At 62.2% G+C, this 18,313-nt stretch carries 5 protein-coding genes; all 5 read right to left on the bottom strand.

The window, feature by feature from the left end; genetic code table 11:
- Window position 1: 1 nt before the first annotated feature.
- The 5 genes from MFP24_RS07640 to MFP24_RS07660 are packed head-to-tail and all read right to left on the bottom strand — an operon-like array spanning window position 2 to window position 17,970.
- Entirely contained in the window at window positions 2-766 is a 765-nt protein-coding gene (locus MFP24_RS07640; RefSeq protein ID WP_249232839.1) for a thioesterase II family protein, read from the bottom strand.
- Window positions 763-1,854, bottom strand: coding sequence for a Gfo/Idh/MocA family oxidoreductase (locus MFP24_RS07645; RefSeq protein ID WP_249232840.1), 1,092 nt, complete (start codon window positions 1,852-1,854; stop codon window positions 763-765). Before MFP24_RS07645 ends, MFP24_RS07640 begins: the two co-directional genes overlap by 4 nt.
- Window positions 1,851-2,978: a saccharopine dehydrogenase NADP-binding domain-containing protein gene (locus tag MFP24_RS07650; RefSeq protein WP_249232841.1), complete on the bottom strand. Its 1,128-nt coding sequence runs from the start codon at window positions 2,976-2,978 to the stop codon at window positions 1,851-1,853. The genes MFP24_RS07645 and MFP24_RS07650 overlap by 4 nt, the downstream gene beginning before the upstream one ends.
- Window positions 2,978-8,395: a non-ribosomal peptide synthetase gene (locus MFP24_RS24080; RefSeq protein WP_249232842.1), complete on the bottom strand. Its 5,418-nt coding sequence runs from the start codon at window positions 8,393-8,395 to the stop codon at window positions 2,978-2,980. The genes MFP24_RS07650 and MFP24_RS24080 overlap by 1 nt, the downstream gene beginning before the upstream one ends.
- A complete protein-coding gene (locus MFP24_RS07660; RefSeq protein ID WP_249232843.1) occupies window positions 8,392-17,970 on the bottom strand; it encodes a non-ribosomal peptide synthetase in 9,579 nt (3,192 codons plus the stop codon). The genes MFP24_RS24080 and MFP24_RS07660 overlap by 4 nt, the downstream gene beginning before the upstream one ends.
- Window positions 17,971-18,313 lie beyond the last annotated feature (343 nt).

Here is an 18,313-nt window from a genome sequence, read left to right on the forward strand (position 1 = left end):
ATTATCCTTCACTGAACAAGGGTGAGAACTGCCGTAATGCCTGCCGCACGCAAGCCACCACGGCGGCACGCTGGCTGGCAATGAAAAAGTGATCGCCAGGAAAACGATGCACGATACTTTCAGCTGAGGTGTATGCCGCCCAGGCCTCGGCTTGCGACAGAGGCAGTTCACTGTCGCCTTCGCCGCTCAACACCACTATCGGGCAGGTGAGCAAACGCGCAGGCTGCGGGCGGTAATTCTCAATCAGTCGGTAATCATTGCGGATCGCCGGTAGCAGCAGCTCCGCCAGCTCTGGTTGTTCACGCAGCGTCTGGTTATCGTCGCTGAGGCGCAGCAGTTCCTCGATAATTTGCCGATTGCTACCCAGATGAATGCCGCTGTCCAGCGGATGAAAATCCGGCGGCTGGCGGCCTGAGACGATCAGCAGTTCTGGATGCCGGCCGTGGGCGGCCAGCGACTGCGCCAGCTCATGGGCGATGGCACCGCCCATACTGTGTCCGAGCAGGGCAAAACGGCGTCCCGCCAGATGCGGCAACAGCTCCTCCTGCAAGGCGGTCAGCAGCTCGGGCATATTGTCGATGAAAGGCTCAGCGAAGCGGTCCTCGCGTCCCGGATACTGCACCACTGCCAGCTCCGCCTCAGACGCATCGAACAAGTAAGGCCACGGGCGAAACGTACTGGCCGCCCCGCCGGCATGGGGTAAGCAAACCAGCAACAGCGGCGCAGCGGGTGCGGGCTGGTAAAAGCGTAAAAAATGCTGACTCATCGCGGGGTCTCCCCAGTTAACCGATCAATAAGCGGCAGGATGGCCGGCGTGTCGGGATAAATCAGTTCTGGCGGCCCCAGCACCGATGACACCCGATGCCAGAATCCGGTCACGCCCAGCGCCCATTGCACCTGCTGCTGCGCCAGCGCAGGGGCGTCGATGGAGCGCTGAAAATCCGCCACCGCGCAATTAATGGCCTGCGGCCACATCTGTTCGAAAATCTCGCTGAAGCTGACGGCTTCGCTGCCAGGCAAAAGGGTGCTGCTGGCTGCCGATAAACGTTCTGTCCCCTCGCCCTCCAGCACCAGGCGATGGGTTTCATCACGATGGGTATGTAATCTGGGGCTCCAGATCGCCGGGCCGTGGGTATCCGCGAGTGCCAGTACGCCGCTTTCGGCGGTGATGGTCAGGCGGTGCAGCAACAGCGCGTGGTTGTCGGCGTCTGCCGGATGGATTTGGTTCTGAACACGCAGCGTCAGCGGTACGCCGCCGATACTGCCGTGCAGGCAGGTATAAGGTCCCACCTGGCGGGGCTGCATCAGCTCCAACTGCGCCGGGCGCAGTTTTCCCAGCGCACGCGCAATCACATCCAGCAGCGGGTAGAGAACCTGCGCGCCGCACACGCCTTCAATGTATTGCACCGGCTGGCGCTGACGCAGAATCGCGGCCGCCTCGAGAAAGCGACGGATGGGGGCAACAAAGGGGTAGAAGGCATTGATGCCAAAACGGACGCGATGCTGGTGCGCCGTGCGCAGGCAATCGGCCAGCTCGTCAGGATGAAGCGGATGCTCCTGCAATACATGAATGCCCCGCGTTAACAGCTGGCAGGCGATTTCCGCGCCCTTGCCGCCGGAGACGGCCGCCCTCACCACTACGCAGGCAAGGTCTATATCGGCCGGCAGACTTGCCGCCGAGGTGTAGTGAGCGATATTCAGCTCACGCGCGTAGCCCGCGGACGCGGCAGAGCCGCTGGAAAGAATCCCGACCAGTTCAATCATCGGATTGTTGACCAGCGCGCGCAGATAAAAGCGTCCAAAGCTGGTACCACAGACAATCGCGCGGCGGCGGGGTGTCGAAGCTGGAGTCATATCACCCCCTGCTCTGGCTGCATATCCGGCAGATACTGGCTGATGTGGGTGCCCGCATGCAGCCGCGTGATATCAGCCAGCACGGTCGCCGGGTGCAGTACACAATCGGCAAAATACACGCCCGGCGCAATCTCGCCGCGCATCAGGCTCAGAACGGTACTGACGGCGGTGGCGGCGGTGAGCGCCAGGCTGCTGTCCGTGCGCACCACGACGCGCCGACGCCGCTCCCCCTCCTGCTGCCAGTCAAACACCATCTGGTAATAAGGGGCGTAGCCCGCCAGATCAATTTCACTGGCCTTCTCCACCGCTGCACGGGCAAGCGCGAGACTCTGCGATGAGCCATCCACCTTGCCGCGCAGCCCGGTCAGGGTTTCCCGCAGGCATTGACCGCTGAAAACGTTGTACCAGCTCAGAGCGGAGAGATGATGGCGCAGCGCCAGCCGTTCGGCGTCGGCGCTCAGCCAGGGCAGTAACGTAACGTGGCCGGTGAAATGCGCCAGCGTATCCGTCTGCTGCGTTGACAGAACGTGGCGTGCGCGACGCCCGAGCCGCCAGCCGGCACCGGCCTCGCCGTACCAGTAATCGCTGCCCTGCAACGCATTGCATTGTTCATTTAACGACAGCACCAGATCGGCGGCAGCCGCGCCGCTCACCCGCTCAATACCGCCGCTGTAGACCGTCAGATCGCCGCCAGCACGCTGGCTCATCCAGCCCGGGACCAGATTCGCCAGCCCGGGCAACATCCCGGCGGAGAGCACCGCAGTCCAGCGCTTATCGCTGGCAGGTTGCCGCTGTAACAGATGCCACGCCGGGCCATCACCTGAGACATCCACATAATGCGCATGCGCCGAGGCGGCAGCACGCGCCACCCGATCGAGCACCTGATAGGAGGGACCGGCGCAGTTCACCACCGCGACGCAACCCCGGCAAAACTCGCGAAGCGCCGCCTCCTGCCATAGATCCACCGGCTGAGCTTCCGCATCCAGCCGTGTCGCCAGCTGCCGTAAGGGATCGCGACGGCGACCGCCGAGCCGCAATGCAAATCCTGCCTGAGCCAGCCAGCGGCTGACATAGCGCCCTGCGCCGCCGGTGGCGCCGAGTACCGCGATGATGTTGTCGTTCATCAGGCTTCTCCCGGCGCGGTGTGGCGCGCGATCAGCGCAGCCAGGGCGGGCGCATGCTGACGAGCCAGGCAGCTAAAATGGTCGCCGGGCGTATCTTCAACAATGAGTTCACCCAGGCACAGCCGGCGCCAGTAGTCGTGGACATCGCCGGGCGTACCGGGCAAGAGAGGATCGCTTTCGCTGTTACGCACCAGGATGGTTTTACCAAACCAGGGATCGGGGCGATATTGCCCCACTGACGCCATGCTGTGTCCGAACAGGGCGTAACGACTCGCAAACAACGCGCTGGCTTCATCCTCCTGATGGTAGGCTCCCTGGGCCATGCCGGCCGTCTGCAATGCTTGCAGGCGAACGGACTGCGGCTGCTGGAACCAGCGCGTCAGCGCCTGCGCGACCTGCGAATGGTCGTCGAGGCAATCAAATGCGTCTTCGGCGATACGCTGCGGGGTCCGTTGCAGGATAGCGCTCACGGCGGCGGCCAGCGCCGGCTCCTGCGGCAGCCCCAGTTTCTCCAGGTCGGCCCCGATCGCGCGGGCAAACACGTAATCCACCAGCCGCGCGTCATCCACCTGCGGCGGCTGATACGCGCTGATGACCACCAGCTCGCGCACGTTTTTGCCGCGTTCGCTGAGCTGACGGGCGATTTCCGCGGCCAGCAAGCCACCGAGGCAATATCCCAGCAAAGTGAAGCTTTCCCCCTGCGCTGACAACGCATCGGCATAGTGGCCGGCCAGCGTAACCAACGCCTCATGCGGCGCCAGCGCCATAAACGCCTGCTGGCTGGGCAGTTCGAGACCAACGCCGCGGGCAAATAGCGACTTGTCCAGGCTCGCCAGCAGATGCTGATACGGCTGGAGATTGCCCGTACCGGCGTGAAGCAGCACGCAGCAGTGGCGGTGATAATCCTGCGGGCCCCACAATGGAACCAGCACGGCGCGAGCCTGCTGTTGCTGCTCACTCTGCGTCGCGCTGCTGCGTAGCAAATCCGCCAGCGCCATCACCGTGGATTCCCGCAGCAGATGGCGCAGCAGGGTTTCCCATTCGAAATGAGCCGCCGCCGCGACCCGGGCGCGCAGACGTCCGATCATGCGTGATAACAGCAGGGAATCGCCGCCCAGCGCATAGAAGTCAGCATCGCGCTGCACGTCCGCCACTCCCAATACTTCCGCCCAGACGGCGGCAATCTGCTGTTCCAGCGCATCGCGCGGAGCGTTACCGCTGCCTGCCTGCTCCGCCCTGGTCAACTGCTGCGGCGCGGCGCTCAGCAGCCGCTGACGATCGGTTTTACCGTTAGCCGTACGCGGCAGACGATCCAGCAGATGTAGATGTGCAGGCACCATATAGCCCGGCAGCCGATCGCGCAGAAAATCCCGCAGCTCATCGCGGCGGAGGCTGGCGCGGTCCGTTTTGAACTGGGCGATAAATACCCCCTGCCCGGAGCTGGACAGCGCGCTTTCCGCCGGCGGGGCGCAATCGGATATCGTCGCCCCCGCCTGCGCCAGCAGGTCAAGCCACTGCTCGCGGGTGAAGAACGTTTGATCGGTGTTGGCGCGCAGGTCCGTAAAGCCCGTCAGTTCCGGGAAGAACTCCATCGAAACCAGCAGCGGGTAGTTATGACGACGGAAAGGTTCGATAAACACCAGCGTACCGCCGGGCGCCAGCAATGAGGAGAATTGCGCCAGCACGTCACCGGCGTTGCGGGCGTTATGCAGCACGTTGGCGCACAGGATCACATCAAAGCTATTCGCCGCCATCCCCTGCCGCCCGGCATCTTCGTTCATGTCAAAAATGCCGTAGTGCATCCACGGATAAGGGGCGAAAAGCTTACGCGCTTCAACGAGGAAGAACTCTGACAGATCGGTAAACCAGTATTCAGGCTGCCAGGGCGCCAGAGCAGGCACCAAATCGCTGGCGGTCCCCGCCACGCCGGCCCCCACTTCCAGCACCCGTAACGGGCGGGCGCTGGAAGCCGCCAGCGCCGAGATCGCCGCAATCACGATCGCGTTCATGCTCTGACTGACCAGGTTATCCCGGTAGGCCGCGTGGGCGGTCGACAGCTCGCCTTCCGGGAACAGAATACCGCGGACATCGGTTTCGCCACGCAGCAGCCCGCTCAGGCAATCGCTGCAAACGCGGATATAGTGCAACGTCTGGCTGCCATAACCGGCACGCTGCTCAAGCTGTTCCACCACGTGCCAGCACTGCTGCAACGTGGTCGCATCGCAGGGGATCAGGTCTGCGTAGCGTCCCTGCGCGTCCTGGGTGAGCGCACCGGCGCTGACCAATCCGGCCAGCCAGCGGCGCAACAGTCGCTGATGAACCTCCGCCACCCCGGTCGCATGATAGATCTCCTCCAGCGAGTGACGGGAAGTGGTCGTGGCGAACAGGCCATCCTGACGCAGGCGATCGGACATCGCGAGAATCGCCACGCGATCCGCTCCCGCCATTAACGCCTCGAAAGCTTCACCATCAATCTGCTGTTCAATATGTCGCGCACGCTGCCGGGCGTTTTCCATCGCCGGCCGACTGCTGGGCTGCTCGCCCGCCGCCAGTTCCGCGAATCCCAGCAGATTACTGGCGGTGCCATGACCTTCCGTCAGGCATACGGCAGCATCGGCGACAGCCGGGTGTTGGCGCATCGCCGCGGCGATTTCACCCAGCTCAACGCGGTGCCCGCGGATTTTGACCTGGTTATCGACCCGCCCCAGAAACTCGATGTTGCCATCCGGCCAGTACCGCCCCCGATCTCCGGTCAGGTACAGGCGCCGCCCGTCATCGCGGGTCACAAAACGCGCGGCGGTCTTCTCTCTGTCCATCCAGTAACAATCCGCCAGCCCGTCACCGCTGATGGCGATCTCGCCGCTGACCCAGTCAGGGCGATCGTGCAGGCTCTCATCAACAATATGCAGTTGCTGATTGACCAACGGCTTACCATACGGAATGCTCTGCCAGGACGGCGCGACGTGCGTGACCGGATGGAATACCGACCAGATTGCCGCTTCAGTCGCGCCTCCCAGCGCTATCAGTTGACCATCGGCTGAGATGGCCTGCAGTTGTTCCAGCAGATTAAGTGGAACCCAGTCTCCCGATACCAGCGCCAGGCGTAGCGTCGGCAGGGGCTGTTGCGTATCGGCCAGCATCTGCAGCTGGGCCGGCACGCTGTTCCATAGCGTGACGCCATATTGAGTGATGCATTCAGCCCAGTGTGAAGGATCCGCTTTTCTCGCTTCCTGCGGATAGACCAGAGCGCCTCCCGCCGCCAGCACGCCAAACAGATCGTACACTGACAGATCGAAACTCAGGTTAGCGACCGCCAGGACCCTATCCCGGGCGCTCACCGCAAAGCGACGGTTGATATCGGCAATCGTATTCCAGGCGGCATGATGGTTGATGACCACGCCTTTCGGTTCACCGGTCGACCCGGAGGTATAGATAATATAGGCAGGCTGATGGAGACCGATTCTGAGTGGCTGGAAATCACCAGCGGACGTCTCCGTACGCCAGGCGATCGGATCTACGTCCTCAGGTAATTGTTCAGGATCGTCACAGATTGCCCGGCGCACCCCGGCGTTACGCAAAATTGCCTCCCGGCGGCGGGCAGGCTGTTGCGCATCAACCGGTACATAGCACCCGCCATTCAGCAGGATGGCAAGAGGGGCGAGCGCATGGGCGCGCCCTTTCCCGCACATCACCGCGACGGCTTCGCCTGGACAGTGCCCCGCCCGCTGTAAATCCGCCGCCAGTCCGTAAGCCCGGGCGGCCAGTTCGCCGTAAGTCAGGCTCCCTTCATCGTCCCACAGCGCAATGGCATCCGGCTGCCGTTCCGCCTTATCCAGGAATCCCTGCTGTAGCAGCCGGGCGAAATCTGGCTGGCTATCCGCGTTAGTCCGTTGGCGAACGGCGGCTTGTGCCGCAGGCAGAGTCAGCAGCTGACGCTGGTTAAGGCAAGACTCGCCGTCCTCCAGCAGCCGCTGGATTAAACCGCTGAAGGCATTAAACGCGTGTTCAATAAACTGCTCGGGGAATAGCCCCTCGCGCGAGTCCCACGCCAGCATCATGCCATCGGGCTGGGCGGTAACCTGGCAGTCAATCAACACCTGCGGGGTTTGGGTTAAACCCTGCTCGATACGATAGCGCGCCGGGGCCTCCTGCCGCTCCCCCTGGCCGAGCGTGCTGGTAAACACCACGGGCATCAGCACCGCCTCACCATGATGGCGTGACAGTTCACTCAACGCTTCAAGGCCTGAGAAGGCGCTATGGTCGAGATCGGCAAACAGGCGCTGATTGAGGGTCAGCAGCTGCCTGGCAAACACCTCATCCCCACGCAGATCGACCTCCAGCAGCGTGACAGAGGTGAAATCCCCGACCACTCGTTCAAGGTCACGATGCTGCCCCTCACGGCGGAAAATGGGCAGGTTAAGCGTGAAGTGGCGACTGTCGCTGTAGAACCCCATCACCTGTGAGAACGCCCCCAGCAGCAGCGCGTTCAGCGTCACCTGCGCCTTCGCGGCCAGCTGGTTCAGCCGCTGACGCTGTTGATGGGACAAGCGCAGATGGCGACGGACAAATGTGGCTTTCTCAGCGGCGGCGCTAGCTGGCAAGGCCGGAGCATTGGGGAGCTCAGGGATGCGCTCCCGCCAGTATTGCTGCGCCTTACGGTAGCGTGCGCCCTGGCGCGCTGCGCGCCGGGCAATCACGTAGTCACGGAAACCCAACGAGGGCGCGGGCAGCAGCGTCCCTGGCGCAAACAGCAGTTGATCCAGTTCATCCACCAGCAGATAAAGGCTGGCGGAATCCACCAGGATCAGCTCAATCGACAACAGCAGGCGGGTTTGTCCTGCCGCGAAGATAGTGGCCGCGGCAAAAAGCGGCCAGCGCTGGTAATCCGCCGGGGCAGCCAGCATCGCTTCGCGCAACTCAGCGATACGCGCCCCGATTTCTGTGGTTGGCAGGTCTGGCCATTCGTGTTGTTGCGGCTGGAATAGCGGCACCTGCGGCAGAACGCGCTGGAATCCCTCTTCCTCAATCACCACCCGCAACATGTCGTGGCGAGCAATCAGCTGATTAAGCGCCCGGCTGAGCTGCGCAGGCGTGACGGGCCGATCAAAACAAATCTCCAGATATCCCCGACAGGCGACGCCGCCGAACGCGAACGCGCTATGACGCCCGACAAAATAGGCCTGCTGCGCCTCCGTTAAGGGGAAAGGCGTAAAACGCGCATCGGGATCGGCTTGCAGCACTGCCCCGCTTTCCTGCTGCCTGAGCCAGTCGAGGATGGCCGGTTTATGGTCGCGCAATTCCTGCATAATGGCTTCGGTCATCACTCCCGCAGGCGCGCGAAAGCGCAGATTGTTCTCCTCCTGCCACAGTTCAATGCCCTGAGTTTCCAGTCGTACGATAACGTCAGAAATTTTCACAATAAACCTTCTTCCATACTGTTTTTGTCAGCCAAATGCCTTTCGACGGATGCGCAAAGGCCCGAGAGGGTAGCGTCAGCAAAAAAGTCTCGTAGTGTCAGACAGATACCGAAGTGTTTGCAGATTTGCGCTACCAGGCGGGTGCCCAGTAGCGAATTACCGCCAGCGCTGAAGAAGCTTTCGCTGGCATGGCCCGGCTGCGCGCCCAGCACCTGCTGCCAGATGTCCGCCAGCGCCTGCTGGTGAGGGCCGTCCAGGGACAGCGCGGTTTCCGCAGCCTGAGCGGTGAGCTGCGCCAGCGCCTTGCGGTCGATTTTGCCGTTAGCAGTGAGCGGCCAGTTGCTGAGAGAAGTGATGGCCGCAGGGATCGCCCAGCCAGGCAACACGCTACGCAGCCCGCGCTGCACCTCGTCGATCGCTGTCCCGCCCTCATAGAAGGCGTGCAGGCTGGCGCTGACGCCGCTCCCCTTGAGTAACACCACCGCGCGGCGTACCCCCGGACAACGCTGCAGCTGCTGTTCAATTTCGCCCAGTTCAATGCGGTGGCCGCGTAACTTCACCTGACCATCGCGTCGCCCGAGGAATTCGAGGACGCCGTCGGGGCGGTAACGTCCCATGTCGCCCGTGCGATACCAGCGCTGCGGGTAGTCGCCGCTAAAACTGGCCTGGGTCAGATTCCGATCGCCACAGTACCCGCGCGCCACCCCCATCCCGCCAATCCACAGCTCACCTGCCACCCAGTCCGGCAGATCGCAGCCCAGTTCATCCACCACCCTGAACTGCTGATTGCGCAGCGGTAAACCGTAAGGGACCGATGTCCAGTCGCGCGGCGGCCGGGACGGAACCGCCCAGGCGTTGGACCAGATGGCGGCTTCCGTCGCACCGCCCAGCGCAATGGTCCGGCACTGCGGCGCAATAGGTTCCAGCCGGGCGGCAATGTCCGGACTGACCCAATCGCCTGACAGCAATGCCAGACGCAGCGCCGGTAATTCACCGCCGCGCAGCTGCGCGATTTCGATCGTCATCTCCATCAGCGTGGGGACGCTGTTCCAGACGCTGACCCGGTGCTGCTGCATTAGCGCCAGCCACCCCTCGGCATCGCGATGCTCTTCTTCCGCGCTGAGCACCAGCTGCGCGCCCTGGCTCAATGCGCCGAAGATATCGAAAACCGACAGGTCAAAATCGAGCGCGGCCACTGCCAAAAACACATCCTGACTGCGGATGGCATAACGCTGGCAAATGTCGTCGACGGTGTTACTGGCGCTGCGGTGTTCAACTTCCACGCCTTTGGGTTCACCGGTCGATCCGGAGGTAAAGATGATGTAAGCCAGGCTGGCCGCATCGGGCAGCACCGGCTCAGGCAGCGGCGCGCAGTTGAGTAGCTGCTGCAGAGGAAGAGATATGGCGCCGTCCACGCAGCCAATCGCCCGCTTCGCCTGTGCTTTACGGCATAACAATGCCTGCCTGGCGGGCGGATGTTTGCCATTGACGGGCAGATACGCGGCGCCCGCCGCCAGTACGCCCAGCACCGCCGCTATCTGATCGACGCCGCGCGGCAGACCTATCGCCACGCAGTCGCCTTCGTTAACCCCCTGCTGCTGAAGACCCGCCGCCACCGCAAGCGCTCTTTCCCGCAGCTCGCCGTAGCTGATGCCGCCGCTCTGCCCGTCCCACAGCGCTATCCGCTGCGGGTGACGACGCGCCTGCTCAAAGAAGCCCTGATGCAGCAGCGCCGGGCCCTGCTGCGGTGCTTCGGTGGCATTGATCCGCTCGCGAACGCTCTGCTGAGCGAGCGGCAACTGGCGCGGCGGCGGCAGCTGCCAGTCGTCGTCGGCCAGCCGCTGCAGGGCCGCGCAATAGCTGGCAAACATCTGCTCCACCATCTGCGGCGGGAACAGATCCTCCAGATAATCCCAGCTCAGCAGCAGGCCATCTTCGAGGTCAATCACCTGATGATCCAGCCACACCTGCGGCGTCTGAGACAGCGTAAAATCGGGCCAGGGCGCGGCTTTCGCCAGCGCATCGGCCACGCCGAGCATGCTGGTGAACACCACCGGCACCGCTCGCGTTTCACCGCCATGATGCTGCGCCAGCTGCCGCATCACGCTGACAGCGGAGACCTCCTGATGATCCAAATCGCGCCAGATTTGCGCCTGCATCCGCTGGGCATGACTAAGCCAGCTCTCATCCGCCCGGGCGTGGTATTCCGCCAGTATCAGCGAGGTAAAGTCGCCGATGACCCGGTTGATATCAGGATGGAGCGGCTTGCGGTCAAACAGCGTCATATTAACCACCAGCGAGCGCTGCCCGCTCCAGCGGCTCAACACCTCGGAGAAGCAGGTCAACAGCAGCACCGAGGGGGTAATTTGCGCCTGGCGCGCCCGTTGCAGGATCTTTTGCCACTGCGGCGTTGCCAGCCGAGCCTGCAGGCGGTGGAATACAGGCTGAGTCAACGTCTCCGGTTCAACCTGCGTCGGTAATGCAGGCGCGGCAGGCAACGAAGCCAGCCGCTGCTGCCAGTACTGGAGGGATTCAGAGGACGTCCCCTGCCGCTGGCGCAGGCATTGGTAATCGCGGAATCCCACGCCGAGCGGCGGCAAAGGCTGCTCAGGATGCTGGTAGTAGTGGAACAGTTCGGTGAACAGCGTCAGCATGCTGAGGCCATCGACAATCAGGTTGTCGAGCAGCACGGCCAGCCGCAGCTGGCGATCGCCGTAATGGATGACCTGGACGTCGTAGAGACGCCCGCTGTCGGGGGCGAGTTTCTGTCGCGCCATCTGTTGACGCAGTTCATCCAAAGAAGCGGCGCCCAGGTGATGCTGGCGGAAGTGGTAGAAAGGCACCTCCTGCATAATCTGCTGCTGGCCGTCAGCGGTGATGCGACAACGTAGCATGTCATGACGCAGCACCAGCTGATGCCATGCCTGCTCCATGCGCGCGACGTCCATACCCGGCAGTTCATATTCGTTGTAGCACTGCGCCGCGATATCACCGAGCGTGAACGCCTCCTGGCGGCCCAGCCAGTACGCCTGCTGCACATCGGTCAGCGGGAAGGGTTGGTAGCGGCAGGTCGCGTCATGCGCTAGCACCGGCTGCTGCGCCGTTGCTTCACGTTTCAGGCTGGCAGCAAACGGGCGTAGCTCAGGGGTGCTAAACAGGGACGAGAGCGCCCCACGGAAACCCGCCTGTTGTAGTCGGCTCATCAGGCGGGTTGCCACCAGGCTGTCGCCGCCAAGGCTGAAGAAGTTATCGCTCGCGGCAACGTGCGGCACCGCCAGCAGCTCACACCACAGCTGCGCCAGCAGGGTCTCCGCCTCGCCGCTGATGGGCTGTTGCTCACCGGCATGCGCTGCCTGTTCCAGCCGCTCCGCAATCTGTCGGGTGATAGCTTCACGATCGACTTTGCCATTGGCGGTGAGCGGGATCTGGCTGATTTGAATCAGGTGCTCAGGCACCTCATAATCCGGCAGGCTGGCCTGCGCGGCGTGTTTTACCGCGGCCAGGTCGATCGGCCGGGAGGCCACCAGCGCCGCCGCCAGCTGCCGCGTTGTGCCGGTTAACACCACCGCCACGGCGCTCTCCACCTGCGGCAGACGACTGAGCGCGCCTTCCACCTCGCCCAACTCAATGCGGTGGCCGCGGATCTTGACCTGATTATCGGCCCGGCCAAAGAACTCCAGCACGCCGTTGGGACGATAGCTGGCAACGTCGCCGGTGCGATACCAGCGACGTTGCTGCCACGCGACGAACTTCTCTGCGCTACGCTTTTCATCACCGTGGTAGCCCGTCGCCACGCCGGCCCCGCTGACCCACAGCTCGCCCTTGACCCAGTCCGGGCAATCACCTCCCTGCTGGTCCACCACCCGGCACTGCATATTCGCCAGCGGGACGCCGTACGGCGCCGATGCCCACCAGGGATCGTCAGGCTGGATCTCATAACACGTCGAGTGAATCGCCGCCTCGGTCATCCCACCGAGGGAGACAAAACGCGCCTGCGGCGACAGTTGCCATAAATCCTGCGGCAGCTGGCGCACCACGCGATCGCCCCCGACCATCACCAGACGCAGCGCCTGAGTGAGTCCATGCGCTTGAGCAGCAACGGTAATCATCTCGATCAATGCGGGTACGGCGCTGATGACGCTGACCTGCCAGTGGTTAATTAACCCCACCCAGGCGGCGGCATCACGGCGCTCCGCCTCATCCACCACCGCCAGCGAGGCGCCACGCCCGAGGAAGGTGAAAATGTCGTAGGCTGAGAGATCGAAATCGAGGGCCGACAGGGTGATGGAGCGATCGTTGTCGCTGATGCCGAACCGCGCCGCGACGGCATCAACGGTGTTCGCCACCGCGCCATGACTCACCACCACCCCTTTGGGGGTGCCGGTTGAACCGGAGGTAAAGATAATGTACTTCGCGGCTTCTGCAGGCTGCACACGGGGCGCGGCCAGGGGGGTCGCCTGTAATGCCTCACTAAGGCTGGTTACCGCTACGCCCTGCGGCCAGCTGAGCTGATGCAAACTGTTTTCATCGCACAGCACCCGCTTTACCCCGGCATCGCGATAGACCACCGCGCGGCGCGCTTCCGGTAAACCGATGCCGGAAGGGACATAGCAGCCCCCCGCAGCTAACACGCCCAGCACCGCGACAATTTGCCGGGGGCCTTTTGCATGAGTGATGGCGACTCTGTCGCCGGGTTGTATCCCTCGTTGCTGCAGATAGCCCGCAACCGCCAGCGCCTGTTGCGCCAGGGTGCCGTAATCCATCCGCCCTTCCCGGCTCCAGAGCAGCGCGGTGGCGTCCGGATGTTGATGGGCCTCGGCAAAGAAGCGCAGGTACAGCGGCCGTGAATCCGGGAAGGAGAACGCGGTCTGATTGGTGAGCCGGCGTACCTGCTGCTGGCTCTCCGGTAATGGCAGCGTCAACGGCTGGCGCCAGTCGGATTGGGTTAGCTGCGCCACCAGCTGACAGTAGCTGCTGAACATCGCCTCGATCATGCCCGCCGGGAATAACGCCTCCAGCGCATCCCACTCCAGCAGCAGACGCCCGCGAGACTCGCTGATTTTTGCGTCCAGCCACACCTGCGGCGTTTGCGTGATGGCGTAGATTTGTTGGGGGAAGGCATCCGAAAGATCGAGCGACGCGTCTTTATCCAGCCCGATAACGCTGGTGAACACCACCGGCATTGAGGCCATAGTCTGACCTTTCTGGCGGGCCAGTTCGCGCAATACCCAGATCCCGGACACTCCGCGTTGCGCCAGGGCCGCCCCTTCCTGCTGCTGCAGGCGACGGGCCGCGGCAAGGAAATCGCCTCCGGCGCTGCTTTGATAACCCAGCAGCAGAATTGAGGCGAAATCACCGACCACATGATTAATCTGCGGATGGCGCGGCTGACGATCAAACATCGTCAGGTTGATGGCCAGCGCGGTCTGGTTGCTCCAGCGAGCCAGCACTTCGCCATAGGCCGCAGCCAGCACCACGCTCGGCGTAATGCCGTAACTTTTCGCCACCGCCTTTAACTGCTGCCAGCGGCCGGGAGATAACTCGTGACTCCAGCGACGAAAACGCGGCTGTTGCAGGGTTTCAGGCGCGACCGCCAGCGGCAGCGCGGGACGTTCCGGCAACGTTGAGAGATGCTGCTGCCACCATGCCTGCGCCTGCCGCTCGCGCTCCGCAGCGGGCCGATTTTGCAAGACATAGTCGCGGTAGCGGATGGACAGTTCCGGCAGGCTGGAGCAGGGATCGCGATACAGCCGATCCCATTCAGTAAACAGCACCATGATGCTGCGGCCATCCAGCATCATACTGTCCAGGCTGACGAATAAACGCTGGCGCTGCGCATAATGGGCGACATGGATGGCGAACAACGGCCACTGACACGGTTCGTAAACCTGATGCGACAATGTTTCGCGCAGGGTTGCCAGTTCAGCCTGTGCATCTTCGTTCAACCAGTGCTGCTCAATTTCCCACGCGGGAAGCTGCTCCGCGACCTGCTGCTGCCCCTCCTCCGTTACGCGAACGCGCAACATGTCATGACGCAGCATCAGCTGACGCCAGGCCTGTTCCAGCCGCACGACATCCAGCCCCTGGCCGTCGAACTCAATGTAGAAGTGCGACCCTACCGCCCCCAGCGTCATTTCCCCGGAGCGACCTATCCAGAAAGCACGCTGGATATCGCTGAGCGGGAACGGTTGATAACGATTGGCTTCATCGGCGCTAAGCGGCTGGTCAGGTACCTGATGCTGGCGTCGCACGTGGGCGCAAAATGCCGCCAGCGTTGGCGTGGCGAAGAGTTCGGCCAGGGGGGCGGTAAGGCTCTGTTCATGCATCCTGGCGATTAGGCGCGTGGCGATCAGGCTGTCGCCCCCCAGCACGAAGAAATTGTCCTCGCGTCCCACCTGCGCGACCTGCAGCAGCTGCTGCCATAGGGCGGCGACCCGTTGCTCAATCTCCCCTTCGGGAGGCTGAAATTGTCGTTCAGCGCTCGCCAGCTGCCGCTCTGCCTGCTGCTGCAACGCGCGACGATCCAGTTTACCGTTCGCCGTCAGCGGCATTTCTGCGAGGAACTGATAGTGTTCCGGCACGGCATAGGCTGGCAGCTGCGCCTGTAGCCAGCTGCGCAGCGTTGCATGACTCAGGGGTTGCAACGTCACCAGGCTGGCGCACAGCTGTCTGGCAGCCGGCGATACGATGCCAACGCTTGCCTGAAGCACCTGGGGATGGCTGAGTAACGCGGTTTCAATCTCACCCAATTCAATACGGTGGCCGCGTATTTTAATCTGCTGGTCGGTACGCCCAATGTACTCAATGATGCCTTCAGGCCAGTAGCGTACCCGGTCACCGCTGCGATACCAGCGGCGGCCAGCATCCTCAACAAACTTTTCCGCGGTACGGACAGGATCTTTCAGATAACCCAAAGCCAGGCCGGGTCCGCTAACCCACAGCTCGCCGCCGACCCAGGCCGGGCAATCGCGACCGCGATCATCGACGATACGGCAATGCATATTTGCCAGCGGCTGCCCGAAAGGCACCGCTGACCATCGCGTATCATCCGGTTGCAGGACAAAAACCGTTGAGTGGATAGCCGCTTCCGTCATCCCGCCCAGCCCGACAAATGCAGCCTGCCCGGTCAGCGACCACCAGCGCGAGGCCATCTCCGCCGGGATGCGATCGCCCCCCATCATCACCAGACGCAGCGATGGCAGGGGTTTGTCGGCCGCGGCGGTGAGGATCATATCCAATAGCGCCGGAACGCAGCTGATGATCGTGACCTGCCAGCGCTGTAATAACGCCACCCACGCGTGGGCATCCCGGCGCTGGAATTCATCGACCACCACCAGACCCGCCCCACGGCTCAGGCTGGCGAAGATATCGTAAGCCGACAGGTCAAAATCCAGCTCAGAAAGCGAGATGGTGCGATCCGCCGGCGTGAACCGGAACAAGCCGTCGACGGCATCAATGGTATTGGCTACCGCGCCATGTGAAACGGCCACGCCTTTTGGCGTCCCCGTCGATCCGGATGTGAAGATCGCGTACATGGCCTGCTGAGGCGAAACCGGCAGGCAAAATTGCAATGGCGGGCTGGCTAACGCCGCGCTGAGCGGCACCACGGCCACCCCTTCTGGCCATGACGGCTGGCAACCGGGCCGATCGTCGCTCAGGACCCACCGCACGTCAGCCGTCTGATACACCTGCTGGCGGCGTTGTAACGGCACATCAATCCCGCAGGGGACATAGGCTGCGCCGGCGGCCAAAATACCCAGCGCGGCGATGACCTGCCCGATGCCTTTCCCCATGCTGACAGCAACGTAGTCGCCTGCCTTCACGCCCTGCTGCTGCAGATATCCGGCAACGCATAACGCCTGATGCGCCAGCTCGCCATAGGTCAGTTGCTGCTTATCCCCCCACATCAGCGCAATCGCCTGGGGCCGTTGTTGAGCCTGGTGGAAAAAGCGCTGATGGAGCGGGATACCCGATGCTACAGGCGCTTCGGGCTGAGGGAATGACGCCAGCGGAACCGGCGTGGCAAGCGGTTTCCGCCAGCTGACGGGATCTTGCAGCAGCTGAAGCGTACGCTGACGGAACCAGTCAAACATCGCATCAATAACCTGGGGTAAGAACAGGTCGGCGCGGAAATCCCAGTTCAGCAGGATCCCCCCCTGATACTCTGTGGCCTGGGCATCCAGCCACACCTGCGGCCCCTGCGAGATTGACCAAACCGGGTCGCCCAGCGTCTGTTTGACCTGGGGTTCATACAATTCACCCAGCGCCAGCGCGCTGGTGAAAACCACCGGAGCCAGCACCTGTTCCCCACTTTGCTGCCGGGCCAGATCGCGCAGCACCTCAACACCGCCGTAGGCCGAATGCGCCATTGCCTGATGCAGTTGCCCCTGGAATCCCCTCGCCTGGGCGATAAAGTCAGGCTGGCTGGCAGGTTCAATCGTCACCAGCACCGAGCTGGAGAAATCACCGACCAGGAGATCGACCTGAGGATGGTCGGAGTGGCGGGAAAATACGGGCAGGTTAAGTACGAAGGGAGCGGCCCCGCTCCACAAACCAATTGTCTCGGAAAACAACGTCGCCAACACGACCGGAACGGTCAGCCCGGCCTGTTGACTCAGCTGTGACAGCGTCTGACTTTGAGCTTCATTAAGACAGAAGTGTTTGCGTTCAGTACGGGGAACAGCGCTCGACGTGCGCAGCGGTAAGGCAGGCGGACCGGCCAAATCGGCTAATTGCCGCTGCCACCAGCGGCGATCTTCCTGCCACTGCGATTGCTGATTTTCACGTTTTTGCCGGAGATAGCTCTGGTAGCTGAAATTTAGCTCGGGAAGGGACGCGTCGGGCCGGGCATAGAGTGAGGCCAGTTCGCGCAGCAGGATGCGCAGACTGGCGGCGTCACCCGCGATCATATCCAGATCCAGATGCAGCCGGCTGCGCTGTCCGGGCAGCCGCGTCAGTGCCAGCATCATCGTCTGGCCCTGTTCGATATCCAGCCGCTGGTGGGTGTAGCGTTGACGATATTTTTCCAGCTGTAGCGTCACTTCCGTTGCGCAGAGATCGATTAAGTCATTCACCTGTAACTGACAATCTGAAACCGCGACGGTGTGCTGTAACCCTTCGCTATTGATGCGCATCCGTAGCATCGGATGGCGGGCGATAAGCTGCTTAAATGCCTGATTAAGACGCTCAGGTTCCAGCTCCGCCCCATCAAGCTCAGCATAAAAATGGGCAGAGACGCCGCCAAGTTGCTGCTGCTCCTGGCGACCGATCCAGAAGGCATGTTGCATCGCCGCCAGTTCAAAAGGGGCTTCGCCTGCGTTGACGTGCATGGCTGGAGGCACGGTGATGCTACTGGCCGCCCGCACAATGGCAATCCATTCCGCCAGCGTTCTTTTTCCAATCAGCTCAGTAAACCTGACGGAGATACCTGCGCGGCGCAGTTCACTGGCCGCACGCATGGTGCGCATCGAATCCAGGCCGTGGCAGATCAAGTCACTTTCGTCATGCAACTGCTCTGAGGGCACATCTAACAGCCGGGTTAACAGACTTTTTAACAGCGCTTCTGGCGAACTCATGGTGGTGATATCTCCTGTCAATAGCCGAAAACAGGTTTTGGCTATTTCCTTGCCAATGAGGAGATATGTTGGTTTTAATCACTGTCTGCCGTCATGCGTTATAAGTTATGCCTTAAGACATTTGAATATGCGAAGGGCTAAATAACAGCACCGAATATGTGCTCTTCACTCAGAAAGGTTGTGAAATTCAAAACCGTCCCGCTCAGCGCTGCAGGCGCCGGATATCCATTTTAATGACGTGGATAAGTGTTCGCCGCATCCCCGACAAATGCCCGGTCTGGCAAACAGGCTGATTTTCCCCAGCCGACGCCTTACATCTTAAACCACAATAAAATTGCTAAAA

It is taken from the genome of Brenneria tiliae (genome assembly GCF_023347575.1).
GTDB lineage: Bacteria > Pseudomonadota > Gammaproteobacteria > Enterobacterales > Enterobacteriaceae > Brenneria > Brenneria corticis.

Excerpts from the sequence above, each read along its gene's own strand:
- MFP24_RS07650 (WP_249232841.1), bottom strand. The coding sequence starts at position 2,978 with ATGAACGACAACATCATCGCGGTACTCGGCGCCACCGGCGGCGCAGGG.
- MFP24_RS07660 (WP_249232843.1), bottom strand. The coding sequence starts at position 17,970 with ATGAGTTCGCCAGAAGCGCTGTTAAAAAGTCTGTTAACCCGGCTGTTA.
- MFP24_RS07640 (WP_249232839.1), bottom strand. The coding sequence starts at position 766 with ATGAGTCAGCATTTTTTACGCTTTTACCAGCCCGCACCCGCTGCGCCG.
- MFP24_RS07645 (WP_249232840.1), bottom strand. The coding sequence starts at position 1,854 with ATGACTCCAGCTTCGACACCCCGCCGCCGCGCGATTGTCTGTGGTACC.